Origin of the sequence: Sphingomonas sp. 10B4, assembly GCF_035019905.1 — a bacterium.
In the GTDB taxonomy this organism is placed as follows: domain Bacteria; phylum Pseudomonadota; class Alphaproteobacteria; order Sphingomonadales; family Sphingomonadaceae; genus Sphingomonas; species Sphingomonas glacialis.
In genome coordinates, this window is the sequence record NZ_JASJVC010000009.1 from 70,555 (window position 1) to 85,349 (window position 14,795).

A 14,795-nucleotide genomic window follows, 5' to 3' on the forward strand; every position below is an offset into this window, starting at 1 on the left:
CGTATGGCGCGTAAATGCATCACTTTGCCGTCTACGATATGGACAAGACGATTACCTACGCGCCGACCTGGACATCGTTCCTCGTGCGGACCGCCGCGGTTGAAGCACCGTGGCGGCTGGCCTTGCTGCCGGTCGCGGCGGGGGCGACGCTCGGGTATGTGTTCGGGCTGTTGTCGCGCGCCCGATTGAAGGAAATCACGCACGCGCTGCTGCTCGGGCGGGCGATCCCCGAGGCGACGGTCGCGCGCGCCGCGGCGCGGTTTGCCGACCGCATCGTCGAGTCGGGCATCTATTCGGGCGCGATCACGCAGATCGCCGAGGACCGCGCGGCGGGGAACCGCATCGTGATGGCAACCGCGTCCTATGGTTTCTATGCCGAGGCGATCGCCGAGCGGCTCGGTTTCGAGGCGGTGATCGCGACGGGCGTGGTGCGCGAGAACGGCTTGATTCGCGCGCAGATCGCGGGCGAGAATTGCTATGGCCGCGCCAAGCTCGCGATGATCGAGGCGTGGATGGCGGGGCAGGGGATTGCGCGCGGCGATGCCGTGGTGCGCTTCTATTCGGACCATGTCTCCGACGAGCCGTCGCTCGAATGGGCCGACGTCGCGATCGCGGTCAATCCGCACACGCAATTGCGCGCGATGGCGTGGTCGCGCGGCTGGCGAGTCGAGGATTGGCCGAAGTGAAGCCCGCGACCGATGCCGCAGCACAGGGAAAGTCGATGACCGAGCAGAGCGCGTGGGACGGCGAGATCGTCCGCAAATGGCTTGAGAGCCGCTTTGCCGCCGCGCGCAGCGAGCAGGCCTCTGCCGATCGGCAGGGGCGTTCCGCCGAGGGCGATTTCGACAAGGCCGCCGCCGAGGAGTTCGTCTGTCGCGCCGCGATGGTGCACGGCGCGACCGACGATCAAGCGAAGTTCGCCGATCGGCTCAAGGCGCTGCTCGATCAGGACGAGTATCGCCACGCCGGCGCGCATGACGACCGCCGTTTCGAACGCGAGGTCCGCTCCTATCTCCGCAAGCTGATCAAGATGACCAAGGCGAATAGCGGCTTCGAAAACCGGCTGCGCTATCAGTGAGCGCCGCGCGGCGCGCGCTCACAGCGTCACGTCGACCGCGTGGATCACCAGCCCGACCAGCCCGCCGACGAGCGTGCCGTTGACGCGAATATATTGCAGGTCGCGGCCGACGGCGTTTTCGAGCCGCCGCGTGATCGTGCCGGCATCCCAGCCCTGGATCGTTTCCGACACCAGCCGGACGATCGCGTCGCCATAATCCGCCGCCATGCCGACGACGGTGCGCCGCACGAAGCGGTTGATCGTGCGGCGCAGCTTAGGATCGGTCTGCAACGTGCCGCCCAATTGGCGCAAAGCGTCGCCGACCGGGCCGGCGAGCAGCTTGTCTGGGTTGCGCGCGATCCGCAGCATCCCACCGCGCGCTTGTTCCCACAGCCCGTCGAGCCAGCGCTGCATCGCCGGATTGTCGATGATCTCGCCCTTCACCGCGGCGACGCGTGCGCGCATCTCGGGATCGTGGACGAGATCGTGCGCGAGCGTCGCGAGCGCTTCCTCGGCCTTGGCGCGCAAGGGATGGTCGGGATCCTCCGCAATGCCCGTGAGCAGCCCGTTGAGCCCGTCGATGATCTTGGTGGCGAGCGTCTCGTCGAGCCCGGTCCAGCGCATCACCGTGCCCGCGCGATCCGACACCATCTGGCGGATCACTTGCTCGTTCGCGGCGAGCAGGCGTGCGCCCCACTTCACGATCCCGTCGAGCAGCGGCAAATGCCGGTCCTCCGCCATCGCCGCGGTCAGCGCCTGGCCGAGCAGCGGGGAGACATCGAGCGCGCGTAGCCGCGCGCCGATCCCGGCCTTGACCATCCCGCCGAGCCGCTGCTGGTCGAACGCTTCGAGCATGTGCGTCGCGAGCCCCGCCGCGCCGCGCCGGATGCGACCGTCGCCACCGGGCGGATTGGCGAGCCAGCGCCCCGCCGCACCCGCGACATCGACACGCCGCATCCGCCGCGCGACGACGCCCGGGATGAGGAAATTGTCGCGCAAAAAGGCGGCGAGCGTCGTGCCGATGCGATCCTTGTTGCGCGGGATGATCGCGGTGTGCGGGATCGGCAGGCCGAGCGGATGGCGGAACAGCGCGGTCACCGCGAACCAGTCGGCAAGCCCGCCGACCATCGCCGCCTCGGCAAACGAACGCACGAAGCCGAGCGCGGGATAGGTCGGCGCATAGGCACGCGTGACGAGGAAGGTGATGGCCATCACGACCAGCAACCCTCCGGCGATCCAGCGCATCCGGACGAGGCCGGCGGGCGGGGCTTCGGAAGCGCGAGGGGGGCGGGTACGTCTCATGCCGCGACCAATCCCCGAGCGGCGCGATAGTTCAAGGAGAAAGGTTGGTGGGCATTTAGCCCCTCCCCCTCAGCGGAGGGGTTGGGGTGGGGCCGTGCCGCGACTCGGCCGGCGGAATCAGAGGAGGGCGGATGATCGGCCGCCTCGCACTTCCCCACCCCTAACCCCTCCCCTGAAGGGGAGGGGAATGGCGCGCCCATCACTCCGCCGGATGCGGACCCTCGCCCGAATAGACGATCCGCGGCGGGGCGCCGGGGAGGGTGGGGCCGGTCGGCGGGCGGTTCTCGATCAGCGGGCCGAGATCGTCGCCGGGGCGATAGGTCAGCAGGTTGCGCCGCAGATACGGCCCGACGCGCGCCTCGACCCCGACCGCGAGGCTGAACAGCGCCGGCGTAATGAGCAGCGTCAGCACGGTCGACATCGTCAGACCGCCGATCACGGTGATCCCCATCGGCACGCGCGACGATCCGTCGCCGGTCAGCGCGAGCGCGGTCGGCATCATGCCCGCGACCATCGCGACCGTCGTCATCACGATCGGTTGCGCGCGCTTGTGCCCGGCGTCGATGATCGCGGTGACCTTGTCGACGCCCTTGTTCATCTCCTCGAGCGCGAAGTCGATCAGCAGGATCGAGTTCTTGGCGACGATGCCGAGCAGCATGATCAGGCCGATATAGACCGGCATCGAGATCGGCGTGCCCGTCACCGCCAGCCCGATCAACCCGCCGAGCGGCGCGACCGCAAGCGAGATCACGTTGACGAACGGCGGCAGCAAACGGCGGTAGAGCAGCACGAGCACCGCAAAGAGCAGGAAGACGCCCGCGACCAGCGCGATGATGAAGTTCTGGATCAGCTCGACCTGCCATTTCGATTCGCCAAGCGTGAGTTCCTTCACGCCGAGCGGCAGGTTCTTCATGATCGGCAGCGCGTGGATCTCCTTTTGCGCGGTGCCGCTGACGACGCCGGGCGAAAGATCGGCACCGACCGTCAGCTGGCGCTGCTGCGCGACGCGTTCGATCTTGGTCGGCCCCGCGCCGAAGCCGATATCGGCGACGACGTTGAGCGGGACCGAACCGCCGCTCGCGGTCGCAACCGGCAGGTTCTGGATCGTCGACAGGCGCTGGCGCGAATCCTGGTCGAGCGCGACGCGGATCGGGATCTGGCGGTCCGACAGCGAGAATTTCGCGCTGTTCTGGTCGATGTCGCCGAGCGTCGCGAGCCGGATCGCGTTCGACAACGCCGCCGTCGTCACGCCCATCGTCGCCGCCAGGTCCATGCGCGGCGTGATGACGAGTTCGGGGCGCTTGAGATCGCCCGAGATCCGCGGCGCGACGAGATCGGGCAGCGTCGACATCGCCTCGACGATCTTCGCGCCGGTCTCGGCGAGCAATTTGGGATCGTCGCCGCCGAGCGTGACGGTCAGCGCACGGCCACCGCCGCCCCAGCCGCTCGACGAGCGGAACGAGACGCGCGCATCGGGAATCGTCTGGAGCTCGGGCGCGAGCGCGCGCTCGAACTCATAGCTCTTCATCGTGCGCTCGGCCTTGGGCTTGAAGATCGCGGTGACGCGACCATTGCCGACAAAGGCGCGCGAATAGACCGATTCGACGCTCGGCTGCTTTTGCAGGAAGTCGGCGACGCGGCGCACCACGGCCTGCGTTTCGGCAAGCGTCGTGCCCGGCACCATGTCGATCTGCGCCACGCTCGAATCCGAATCGCGCAGCGGCTGGAAGGTCGAGGGGATGCTCATGAACAGCAGGATCGTCGCGGCAAACGCCGTCGCCCCGCCGACCACCGCCGACCAGCGATGGAGCAGCGTCCATTTCAGGATCGCCATGTAGCGATCCATCAACCAGCCTTCGCCGTGCGACGCCTGGCCGTGCGCCTTGAGGAAATAGGCCGCGAGCATCGGGGTGATGAGGCGCGCGACGGCCAGGCTCATCAGCACCGAGGCGACCACCGTCAGGCCGAAGTTCATGAAGAACTGGCCCGAAATGCCCGGCATCAGCCCGACGGGCAGGAACACCGCGACGATCGCCATCGTCGTCGCGAGCACGGCGAGGCCGATCTCGTCGGCGGCGTCGATCGACGCCTGATAGGCGGATTTGCCCATCCGCATGTGCCGCACGATATTCTCGATCTCGACGATCGCATCGTCGACCAGCACGCCCGCGACGAGGCTCAGCGCCATCAGCGTCATGTTGTTGAGCGTGAAGCCGAGCAGCTCCATCACCCAGAAGGTCGGGATCGCCGAGAGCGGGATCGCGAGCGCCGAGATGATCGTCGAGCGCCAGTCGCGCAGGAAGATGAAGACGATCACGACGGCGAGGAACGCGCCCTCGACCATCGCCTCCATCGCGGCGTCATATTGCGCCTTGGTGTATTTCACGCTGTCCGAGATGCGTTTGAAATGCACCTTGGGGTTGCGCGCCTCGAGCGCGGCGAGCTTCCTCTCGGCCTCGTGGAAGACGGTGACGTCGGAATAGCCCTTGGCGCGCTGGAAATCGAAGCTCAGCACCTGGCGGCCGTTGAGCTCGGAGGCCGAGCGCTGCTCGGCATAGAGATCCTCGACGCGGCCGAGATCGGCGACCTTGATCGTGCGGCCGGTGCCGGTGGCGATCTGCACTTGGCCGAGCGCATAGGCGGTTTGCGCGTTGCCGAGCACGCGAACCGATTGCTCCGAACCGGCAAGCTGCGCGCGGCCACCCGCGGCGTTGAGGTTGACCTGGCGCAGCTGCTGGTTGACCGCGCTCGCAGTCAGGCCTTGCGCCGACAGCTTGAGCGGATCGAGGATCACGCGGATCTCGCGATCGACGCCGCCGTTGCGGCTGACCGTGGCGAGGCCGGGGACCGACAGCAATTCCTTGGCGACGTCATTGTCGATGTACCAGCTGAGCTGCTCGACCGTCATGTCGGTGGTGATCGCGGCGTAGCTCGCGAGATCCTGGCCCGTCGTATTGGCGCGCATGATCTGCGGCTCGAGGATGCCGTCGGGCAGATTGCTGCGGATCTGCGAAATGGCCGAGCGCACGTCCTCGACCGCACGGTCGATCGGCGTGCCGATGTTGAGCTGGACGATCGTCTGCGAGCTGCCCTCGGTCACGGTCGAATCGATCTCGTCGATTCCCTGGAGCGAGCGGACGGCGGCTTCGACGCGTTGCGTGACTTGCGTTTCGAGCTCGGTCGGCGCGGCGCCCGGCTGCGAAATTTCGACGATGACGACCGGAAAATCGATATCGGGCTGGTTGTTGACGTCGAGCCGCATGAAGCTGACGATCCCGGCGATCGTCAGCATGAAGAACAAGACGATCGACGGGACCGGGTTGCGGATCGACCAGGCCGAGATATTCCGGAAGTTCATCGACTACCTCTTATTCGCTGCGTCCGCCGTCACCAGCGTCGGTTTTACCTTCTGCCCGGCGTTGAGGAACGCACCGGCCGACTGCACCACCTTCTCGGTGCCGTTCAAGCCGTCGCTGATCGCCACACCGCTGTCGGACACTTCACCGACCTTGATCGAGCGCCGGACGAGCTTGTCGTCCGCGCCGACGATATACACGTAATTTCCCTTGTCGTCGCTCTGGATCGCGGCGTTGGGAAGTTCGGGAACATTGGTCGTGCCCGCGACGATCGCCGCCGAGGCGAAGCCGCCCGGACGCAGCGCCGGATCATAGCTGAGCGCGATGCGTGCAACGCCCTGGCGAGTCGTCGGATCGATCACCGGGGAGACCTGCCACACCTGGCCGGCGAACACCGTGCTCCCGCCGACTGGCGTCACGCGCGCCTGCGATCCGACGTGGAGCCCGCGCAGATCGTTCTCGCTGACTTGCGCGCGCAGTTCGAGCTGGCCGCCCTCGGCCATGCGGAACAGCACGCCCGAGCCTGCGCTGACCACCTGGCCCGCCTCGACGCTGCGTGTCAGCACGAGGCCGCGCGCGGGCGCGCGGACGTCGAGCCGGCCGTTGCTCGCTTGCTGCTGCGCGAGCTGCGCCTGCGCAACCTTGACTCGCGCAAACGCGGCGTCGCGCGTCGCGGTCTTGGTTTCGATGTCGGCACGCGAGATGAACCCGCGCGAGACGAGTTGCTTGGCGCGGTCGAGTTCGGACTGCGCGAGCGTCGCATCGGCCTGCGACACCTTGATCTGCGCGGACAGCGAGGCAGCGGTCTGCGTCTGGACCGAGCGATCGACCTGCGCGAGCACCTGCCCCTTTTCGACCCACTGGCCGGGTTCGACCAGCACGCGCGTGACGATGCCGCCTTCGCCCGAAACGCCGATCGGCATTTCCCGCCGCGCCGCGAGCGAGCCCGTCGCAGTGATCGTCCGCGCGACGCTCGAACGACCGGGCACGACGACCGAGACGAGCGGAAGCTGTTCGGTCGTCTTCGCCGGCGGCGCTTTGTGGCCGAAGAACGAATAGGCGAAGATCGCGATCGCAACCACGGCGACGACGATGCCCGCGATCAGACCCCAACGCCGCCCGCGCGGCGCACCCTCGCCGGGCAGCGCGATAACGTCTTCGGTACCGATCGTCCGCGTCTCATACTGCATCTGTGTCACATCCCCGACCTTTTGGCCCGCCCCGTGGGCTTCGGCCCGGACCACCGACCCTTGCCGGCACGCCTCTTCGTCACTGTATTATCGAAATATATCACCGACCTCAAGAGGGCCGCTCTGTTCGCATGCGCAATGGCGCGATTCGCCCGGGTTCGCAACCATTTCGCAACAGGATCACCGGTCATCGTGGCAACTTCGTTTCGCAGCGCGGCATTGCCATGATACGAATGTGGGGCGGTGCGATGTGCCGCGTGCCGTTACGGAATGGCGCGCTCCGCAAAAAGGCTTGGGTCGTTCATCGCTCATTGCCGCAAAAGCTGGCAAGGCTTGGGGAACGGGCCGACCGGCCCCGAACACCGGGAGTATGATATGCGTTCGACCTTCCTTCTTCTTGCGCCTGCCCTGCTCGTCGCCGCCGGGACTGCCGGCACCGCGTCGGCGCAGACCGCGACCGTGCCGAGCGTGCTCGCCGACGGCACGCTGCTCGACATTTCGGCCGAGGGACGCACGACGCGCGTGCCCGATATCGCGACGATCCGCGCGGGCGTGATGACGCAGGGGCAGACCGCCGCCGCAGCGCTCGCCGAGAATGCCAGCCGCATGGCACGCGTGCTCGCAGCGCTCAAACAGGCGGGCGTGGCGCCGCGCGACATCCGCACCGCCAACGTCTCGCTCAGCCCGCAATATCGCTATGCCGACGGCCAGGCGCCCGTCGTGACGGGGTATCAAGCGTCGAACAGCGTCGCGATCCGTTTCCGTGATGTCGCGAAGTCGGGGACGATCCTCGACACGCTGGTCGCCCAGGGCGCCAACCAGATCGACGGCCCGAGCTTGTCGCTCGACCAGCCCGACGCCGCGCTCGACGAAGCGCGCATCTCGGCGGTCAAGATCGCGACGGCGCGCGCGCAACTCTACGCCAAGGCAGCGGGGATGAGCGTCGTGCGGATCGTGTCGATCACCGAAGGCGGTGCCAACGATGGCGGTTCGCCGCCGCCGATGGTGTTCATGGCGCGCGCCAAGGCCGCGGATTCGACCGCGATCAGCGCCGGCGAGACCGCCGTATCGGTCACGCTCGCGGTGCGCTTCCTGCTGAAATAAAGCAAAAGGGCCGCCGGGATTGCTCCCGACGGCCCTTTCTCGCAGTCTGTCGCTAGGTTTAGCGGACAGTACCGCGACGGATCAGGTTGACGATCGCGAGCAGGATGATCGCGCCGATCAACGAATACAGGAAGGTCGTGATGGTAACGACCTGGTTGATCCCGGCGCCGAACAGGAACGATGCAATGACCGAACCAATGATGCCGACAACGATATTCAGGATGACGCCCTGCTGACCATCGGTCCGCATCACCATGCTGGCAAGCCAACCACAGACGCCACCGACTACAAGCCAAACAATGAGACCGATCATCTTACCCTCCATTTGCCCGGGTGCATCCGGGATACGGGGGTAAGACTCACGACCCGCGAATTTTGTTCCGGGCCCGGTTCGAGCCGGATGCGATCACCTCAATATTTTTGCTGGCGCTCGTACAGCGACTTGTAATGCTGGATCCGCGTAACGCGTAAACCGGGCATGCCCGAGCGATCGATCGCGCGCTGCCAGCCGGCGAATTCCTCGACCGTCAGGCCATAGCGTTCGCACACTTCGTCGACCGTCAGCAGGCCGCCATTCACGGCTGCGACGACCTCGGCCTTGCGGCGCACGACCCAGCGCGTCGTCTCCGGCGGCGGAAGCGATTCGAGCGTCAGTGGCTCTCCAAGCGGTCCGATCACCTTGGCTGGGCGGATCTTCTGGTTTTCGATCATCGTTGAAACCTCGTGTGGGGCGGGGGACCCCGTCATCTCAGTAACGGCTTGTAGCCGGCGGACTTGAACGCCGGCTAAAGCGGCTCGGTAAACAACATCTTCATTCTCGTGCCCCGCAGAGGGGGGTTGCGATCAGCCGTGCAACGGCCAGGTTGAAGCAGCCGTGCGCGGGGGCAAACCAATCGGGCATGCTGTGCACGGGCGGAAGTTGCGCCTGCATCATCGCCGTCGGGCTTGCCGCCTGGCGCGCCGCGACCCCGACCATCAGCACGGCCAGGTCGGGCGGGAGCGCCACGACGGTGGCGTCGGCTTCAAATCGGGTAAAGTTCAGGTCCACGCGGCACATCCGATTGCGGTTCGAAGGGATGCTGTACGGGCAAGGTCCTAAAGGGCAGGTAAAGCTGCCGAAGATCTTTTCGATACTTTTGCATCGCGGCGGGCGAACGCCTATCTGGCGGGGCATGGATACTGGTGAATTTCAGCTGGGCGCCGATCTGGCGGGCAAGCGTATCGTCGTCGCGATGTCGGGCGGGGTCGACAGTTCGGTCGTGGCAGCGCTCGCGGCGCGGACCGGGGCCGAGACGATCGGCATCACGCTCCAGCTCTACGATCACGGCGAAGCCGTCGGGCGCGCGGGCTCGTGCTGCGCCGGGCGCGACATTCGCGATGCGCGGAGCGTGTGCGACCGACTCGGCATCGCGCATTATGTCTTCGACCACGAATCGCGCTTCCGCGACCAGGTGATCGACCGCTTCGCCGACGATTACCTCGCCGGACGCACGCCGATCCCGTGCATCCAGTGCAATATGGGGCCGAAATTCACTGACCTGCTCGCCGCCGCGCGCGATCTCGGCGCGGATTGCCTCGCGACCGGGCATTATGTCCGCCGAGTCGAAGGGGCGGGGGGTGCCGAGCTGCACCGCGCCGCCGATCCGGCGCGCGACCAGAGTTATTTCCTGTTCGCGACGACGCAAGCACAGCTCGATTACCTGCGCTTCCCATTGGGGGCGATGCCCAAGCCGCGCGTGCGCGAACTGGCGGCCGAGCTTGGCCTCGGCGTCGCGGGAAAGCCCGACAGCCAGGACATCTGCTTCGTGCCCGACGGCGATTACGCTTCGCTCGTCAAGAAACTGCGCCCCGATGCCGACACCAGCGGCGAGATCGTCGATGAGACCGGCCGCGTGCTCGGCAAGCATCGCGGGCTGATCCACTTCACCGTCGGCCAGCGCCGCGGGCTCGAGATCGGCGGGACGCCCGAACCGCTCTACGTCATCCGGCTCGATGCCGCGGCAAAGCGCGTCGTGGTCGGGCCCAAGGCCGCGCTCGGCGTGCGCGCGGCGCGGCTGAGCGGGGTCAACTGGCTGGCGGGTGCGTATCGTGGGCCGATGACCGCGAAGGTGCGCTCGCTCGCCAAGCCGGTGGCGGCGCATTTCGATGGCGAGCGCGTGGTGTTCGACGCGCCCGAATACGGCGTCGCGCCGGGGCAGGCGACGGTGCTCTATGCCGGCGACCGCGTGCTCGGCGGCGGCTGGATCGAGGAAACCGAGAGCGCGCTGGTGGCGGCGTGAACGGGTTTGCTGCGTCGGGACGCGGGCCGATAGTGAAGCGCGGGCCTAGGGCGGAGTCAGCGCCGCCGACGTCGCCTGTTGGTGGGAAGCGGCGCTAACGTATAACCGTCGCCCCGGCGAAGGCCGGGGCCTCCCCTCTGGTGTCCCGCCGCCGGTCAGGCCATCCAGAGGCCCCGGCCTCCGCCGAGGCGACGGACGAGACAATGTCTAAATTTGATAGGGAGCCGGCGGGCGGTTATTTTTCCCAATTACGATCGTCGGCCGCTAAGTCGAGAAACAGTTGCGCACGCGTTGCAAGCAACGGTGCCAGTTCATGCTCGTGCGCAGCGTTTCGGAGCTGGAAGCCTTCCGCAGGCTTCGCGCCAACCCAGCGCGCGGCGGCCTGCCGCCAACGCTCACCAATGTCGCGAAGCGCCGAGCGCGGGTTCGAGTCTTCTGAACAAGTTATGTAATCGGATGGAAAGTCGCCGGAAACGGCCCACCAGCCAACGGCTCCGGGGTGCTTGATGCTCTCAACAGCCCAGACGGACACGACCGGTATGACGTGCCACGCTGGCCAATCCGCCACGGTCGGCGTGATGAAACCTTCGTCGGACAAGTAGGCAATCACCTGCTCACGCTGCTTGGCGCACCACTGCTCATCCGCGTCTTCGTGTGGATCGTCGATCATGCGAGCACGCTATCTTGCAAGCCGAACCTCAGCAATTTGGTAACGTCCGCAATTGGTCGCCATGAAACACACGGAAGCGGCGCCAAATCGCCGGCTCATATCGCGGAAGGTCAAGGCCCCACCGCCACCCCGTCAGCATTTCGCATCCCCCGCCTCGCAGCGCGCCTCGCGCGCGCCACGCCTGATCGGCGTAGCGGTCGGCGAGTTAGGCGTGCGCCACGCGCGCGGTGAGGTCGCTCGCCCTGGCGCTGGCGGCGCGTTCGGCGATCTCGCGCTTGAGCGAATATTCGATGTCGTACCGCGGTATCATCGCAGGCCCTCTGCTCTGCAAGCGGGGGCATTATCAGCTGCTGTCACCATCGCGCTCGCGGCAGGATCGGTGATCATGCCCCGCTAGAGCACGGGTCGCCGCGTTCAACCGAGGAAGAACGTCCCCTCCATCACGGTGACGCACGATCCCCCGAGCACGACGCGCTCGCCCTCGAGCCGGCAGGTCAAATGCCCCCCACGCGCGCTTGCCTGATAGGCGGTGAATCGGTCGCGGCCGAGGCGGGCCGTCCAATAGGGCGTCATGACCGCATGCGCCGAGCCCGTCACCGGATCCTCGTCGATCCCCGCGCCCGGCGCGAACACCCGGCTGATCACGTCGGTGTCGTCGCCGGGCGCGGTGACGATCGTCAGCACGTCGACCTCGGCATCCGCACCCGCCTGCGGGTCATCGCCCGAAGGGCGGCCGAGCCGCCGGAAATCGGGATCGAGCGCGCGGATCTGGTCGGCATGGTCGAGCACGATCAGCGCATAGCGATGCGGATGCCACAGCGTCTCGACCGCCGAGTCGAGCCCGAGCGCTGCAACGATATGCGGCAGCGGCTTGGGGGAAGGCGCCCAGGCGGGCAGCGCCAGCTCATAGCTGTCGCCGGCGCGCGTGACGGTCAGAATGCCGGCCTTGCGCGTGCGGAAGCTGACCGCATCGCGTTCGGGATCGCTCGACAGCACGAAATGGCCGCTGGCGAGCGTGGCGTGGCCGCACAGCACGACTTCGTTGGTCGGGGTGAACCAGCGCAGTTCGAAATCGGCCTCGCCGCTCGCATCGGGCAGGATGAAGGCGGTTTCGCTGAGATTGTTCTCGGCGGCGATCGCCTGCAGCACGGCATCGTCGAGCCACGCGGCGAGCGGCATCACCGCGGCCGGATTGCCCGTGAAGGCTTCGCTCGCAAAGGCGTCGATTTGAACGATCGGCAGTCTCATGCGCGTTTCCCGAACCAGTGAGGGGTGACGTCGGCTTCGACCAAGGGATTGTCGGTGTCGACATGGCCCTCGGGGTCGAGATGGATCAGCAGTTCGACCTTGGGGAACGCCTTGCGCAACGCGCGCTCGACGCCTTCGACCACGACATGCGCATCCGCCACGGTGATGTCGCGCGCGACCTCCATGTGGAACTGCGCGAAATCATGCGCACCCGAATGCCGCGTGCGGAAATCGTGGATGCCCTTGATGCCCGGCTGGCGCGCGGCGACCTCGATGAAGTCGCGGCGCATGTCCTCGGGCCACTCCTTGTCCATCAATTGGTCGATCGCGCTCGACGACGCGCGGAACGCCCCGAACGCAAGCCACAGCGCGATGATGATGCCGAAGATCGGATCGGCCTGATGCCAGCCGAGATACTGGTCGAGCACCAGCGCGACGATCACCGAACCGTTGAGCAGCACGTCGGACTGGTAATGGACATTGTCGGCGACGATCGCGACCGATCCGGTGCGGCGGATCACGCTGCGCTGATAGGCGAGCAGCACCATCGTCGCGACGATCGCGATCACCGACACGCCGATGCCGAACTCCGCGCCCTGCGTTGCCTCATTACTGCCGAGCGCCATCACCGCACGCCAGGCGATGCCCGCGGCCGAAGCGGTTATGAGCATGACCTGGAACAGCGCGGCAAGCGCCTCGGCCTTGCCGTGGCCGAAGCGGTGGTCGTGATCGGCCGGCTGCGCGGCGAGGCGCACGCCGTACAGCGTGACCAGGCTCGCGAGCAGGTCGAGCCCCGAATCGGCGAGGCTGCCGAGCATCGCGACCGAACCCGTCGACCAGGCGGCATAGGTTTTCAGCGCGATCAGCCCGCACGCCATCGCCACGCTCGCGAGCGCGGCACGGACGGTATGCGGGATGGCGCGGCGCTGGTCCTCGGTCACGGGTAGAGCGATCCTTCGGTCCAGCCGTCCGCGGTGCGGGTGAAGACGCGGCGCTCGTGCAGCCGATGCGCGCGGTCCTGCCAGAATTCGATCACGGCGGGGGTGACGCGATAGCCGCCCCAGAAGGGCGGGCGCGGAACGTCCTGCCCCTCGAACTTCGCCTGCATCTCGGCGAAACGCGCCTCGAAGGTCGCGCGATCGTCGAGCGGGCGCGACTGGTCCGAAGCCCAGGCGCCGAGCTGCGAATCGCGACCGCGGCTGGCGAAATAGGCGTCCGATTCGGCATCGGTCGCGCGGGCCACGCTGCCCTCGATGCGGATCTGGCGGCGCTGCGATTTCCAGTGGAACAGCAACGCGACATGGGCATTGGCGTCGAGCTCGCCCGCCTTGCGGCTGCCGCGGTTGGTGTAGAACACGAAGCCGTCGGGGCCGTGCCCCTTAAGCAGCACCATCCGCGACGACGGGCGCCCGTCTGCGTCGGCGGTGGCGAGCGCCATCGCGTTGGAATCGTTGATCTCGCTCGCGCGCGCCTCGGCGTACCACGTGTCGAACAGCTGGAAGGGGTCATCGGCCATGGCACGCCTTTACGATTCCGCAGGCGTGCTGTCGAGAAACGGAACGACTCCCGCGTTGAAGGATTGTTGCGCTATCGAATCGGCTTCGAAACGAAGGATTTCACCGCATGGCCGCACGCGCATATTGGCAGGGGCAGATCCGGCTCGCCTTGGTCTCGATCCCGGTCGAGATCTATTCGGCGACCAAATCGGGTGCGGCGGTGAGCTTCAAGCAGATCCACGAACCGACCGGCAAGCCGATCCATTACGAAAAGGTCGTCACCGGCGTCGGCCCGGTCGACGTCGACGAGATCATGAAGGGCTTTGAGTTCGAGAAAGGCGAATATGTCCTGCTCGAACAGGACGAGATCGATGCGGTGAAGCTCGAATCGAAGAAGACGCTCGAGCTGACGCAGTTCGTCGATGCGAGCGAGATCGACGTGCTCTATTACGAGAAGCCCTATTTCGTCGTGCCCGCCGATGATCTCGCCGAAGAGGCGTTCATCGTACTGCGCGAGGCGCTGCGGCGGACCAAGAAGGTCGGGCTCGGGCAGCTGGCGATGCGCGGGCGCGAATATGTCGTGAGCCTCAAGCCGTGCGGGCGCGGCATGGTGCTCGAGACGCTGCGCTATGCCGACGAGGTCAACACGGCACAGGGCTATTTCCGCGACATTGCCGATACGACGCCCGATGCCGACCTGTTGGATCTCGCCGAAGCGTTGATCGAGAAGAAGTCGGGCGCGTTCCACCCGCAGGATTTCCACGATCGCTATGTCGATGCGCTGAAGGATCTGGTCGAGCGCAAGCGCAAGGCCAAGGGCGGCAAGATCATCGAGGAGAAGGACGACGGGAAGCCGAGCAAGGGGGCGAACGTGGTCGATCTGATGGCCGCGCTGCGCAAGTCGATGGGAAGCGCGGCGCCGGCCAAGACGGCGGAAAAGCCCGCGGCGGCGAAGAAGGCGCCGGCCAAGAAGGCGCCCGCGAAAAGCGCGCCCGCCAAGAGCGCGGCGGCGAAGAAGCGTGCCTGAGCTTCTTCTTCCCCCCTCCCGCTGGCGGGAGGGGTCGGGGGGGGGGGGGGGGGGGGGGGGGGGGGG

General features: G+C 66.8%; 15 protein-coding genes. 5 read left to right on the forward strand and 10 right to left on the reverse strand.

The features are described 5' to 3' along the window. Positions 1-14 precede the first annotated feature (14 nt). Both QN347_RS04715 and QN347_RS04720 read left to right on the forward strand, forming a co-directional pair. Positions 15-686, forward strand: coding sequence for an HAD-IB family phosphatase (locus QN347_RS04715; RefSeq protein WP_322159681.1), 672 nt, complete (start codon positions 15-17; stop codon positions 684-686). Next, positions 683-1,078 (forward strand): hypothetical protein, encoded by a 396-nt coding sequence (locus tag QN347_RS04720; protein WP_322159680.1) that lies wholly within the window; start codon positions 683-685, stop codon positions 1,076-1,078. Before QN347_RS04715 ends, QN347_RS04720 begins: the two co-directional genes overlap by 4 nt. 18 nt (positions 1,079-1,096) lie before the next feature. Here the strand turns inward: QN347_RS04720 and QN347_RS04725 are convergent, their stop codons facing one another. From QN347_RS04725 to QN347_RS04735, 3 genes are all read right to left on the reverse strand, one after another. Next, positions 1,097-2,359 (reverse strand): DUF445 domain-containing protein, encoded by a 1,263-nt coding sequence (locus QN347_RS04725; RefSeq protein WP_206365632.1) that lies wholly within the window; start codon positions 2,357-2,359, stop codon positions 1,097-1,099. A 199-nt stretch (positions 2,360-2,558) separates the two neighbouring features. After that, positions 2,559-5,717, reverse strand: coding sequence for an efflux RND transporter permease subunit (locus QN347_RS04730; protein WP_322159678.1), 3,159 nt, complete (start codon positions 5,715-5,717; stop codon positions 2,559-2,561). Between the two features lie 3 nt (positions 5,718-5,720). Beyond that, positions 5,721-6,905 (reverse strand): efflux RND transporter periplasmic adaptor subunit, encoded by a 1,185-nt coding sequence (locus QN347_RS04735; protein WP_189676956.1) that lies wholly within the window; start codon positions 6,903-6,905, stop codon positions 5,721-5,723. 375 nt (positions 6,906-7,280) lie between these two features. On the opposite strand from QN347_RS04735, the gene QN347_RS04740 reads away from it, so the two are divergent. Next, entirely contained in the window at positions 7,281-8,009 is a 729-nt protein-coding gene (locus QN347_RS04740) for an SIMPL domain-containing protein (protein WP_322159676.1), read from the forward strand. A gap of 58 nt (positions 8,010-8,067) precedes the next feature. Here QN347_RS04740 and QN347_RS04745 read toward each other — a convergent pair whose 3' ends face one another. The 3 genes from QN347_RS04745 to QN347_RS04755 form a co-directional block, all read right to left on the reverse strand. After that, entirely contained in the window at positions 8,068-8,319 is a 252-nt protein-coding gene (locus QN347_RS04745) for a GlsB/YeaQ/YmgE family stress response membrane protein (RefSeq protein WP_133191909.1), read from the reverse strand. A 101-nt stretch (positions 8,320-8,420) separates the two neighbouring features. Then, positions 8,421-8,720: a DUF1153 domain-containing protein gene (locus QN347_RS04750; RefSeq protein ID WP_010185929.1), complete on the reverse strand. Its 300-nt coding sequence runs from the start codon at positions 8,718-8,720 to the stop codon at positions 8,421-8,423. 100 nt (positions 8,721-8,820) lie between these two features. Beyond that, positions 8,821-9,057, reverse strand: coding sequence for a hypothetical protein (locus tag QN347_RS04755; RefSeq protein WP_189676839.1), 237 nt, complete (start codon positions 9,055-9,057; stop codon positions 8,821-8,823). Positions 9,058-9,181: 124 nt separating this feature from the next. On the opposite strand from QN347_RS04755, the gene mnmA reads away from it, so the two are divergent. Continuing rightward, positions 9,182-10,288 carry a tRNA 2-thiouridine(34) synthase MnmA gene (gene mnmA, locus QN347_RS04760; RefSeq protein WP_322159673.1) on the forward strand — a complete coding sequence of 369 codons (1,107 nt, stop codon included), beginning with the start codon at positions 9,182-9,184 and terminating at the stop codon, positions 10,286-10,288. A 235-nt stretch (positions 10,289-10,523) separates the two neighbouring features. On the opposite strand, the gene QN347_RS04765 is transcribed toward mnmA, so the two are convergent. The 4 genes from QN347_RS04765 to pdxH all read right to left on the reverse strand — a co-directional run bounded on the left by QN347_RS04765 (position 10,524) and on the right by pdxH (position 13,722). Beyond that, a complete protein-coding gene (locus QN347_RS04765) occupies positions 10,524-10,958 on the reverse strand; it encodes a DUF4826 family protein (protein WP_322159672.1) in 435 nt (144 codons plus the stop codon). A 414-nt stretch (positions 10,959-11,372) separates the two neighbouring features. Further along, entirely contained in the window at positions 11,373-12,206 is an 834-nt protein-coding gene (locus QN347_RS04770) for a PhzF family phenazine biosynthesis protein (RefSeq protein ID WP_322159670.1), read from the reverse strand. Continuing rightward, positions 12,203-13,147, reverse strand: coding sequence for a cation diffusion facilitator family transporter (locus QN347_RS04775; protein WP_322159669.1), 945 nt, complete (start codon positions 13,145-13,147; stop codon positions 12,203-12,205). The genes QN347_RS04770 and QN347_RS04775 overlap by 4 nt, the downstream gene beginning before the upstream one ends. Further along, complete coding sequence (gene pdxH / locus QN347_RS04780) at positions 13,144-13,722, reverse strand: pyridoxamine 5'-phosphate oxidase (protein WP_322159668.1); 579 nt, start codon at positions 13,720-13,722, stop codon at positions 13,144-13,146. The genes QN347_RS04775 and pdxH overlap by 4 nt, the downstream gene beginning before the upstream one ends. Before the next feature lie 107 nt (positions 13,723-13,829). Here pdxH and QN347_RS04785 point away from each other — a divergent pair, with 107 nt between their 5' ends. Further along, positions 13,830-14,729: a Ku protein gene (locus QN347_RS04785; protein WP_322159667.1), complete on the forward strand. Its 900-nt coding sequence runs from the start codon at positions 13,830-13,832 to the stop codon at positions 14,727-14,729. Positions 14,730-14,795 lie beyond the last annotated feature (66 nt).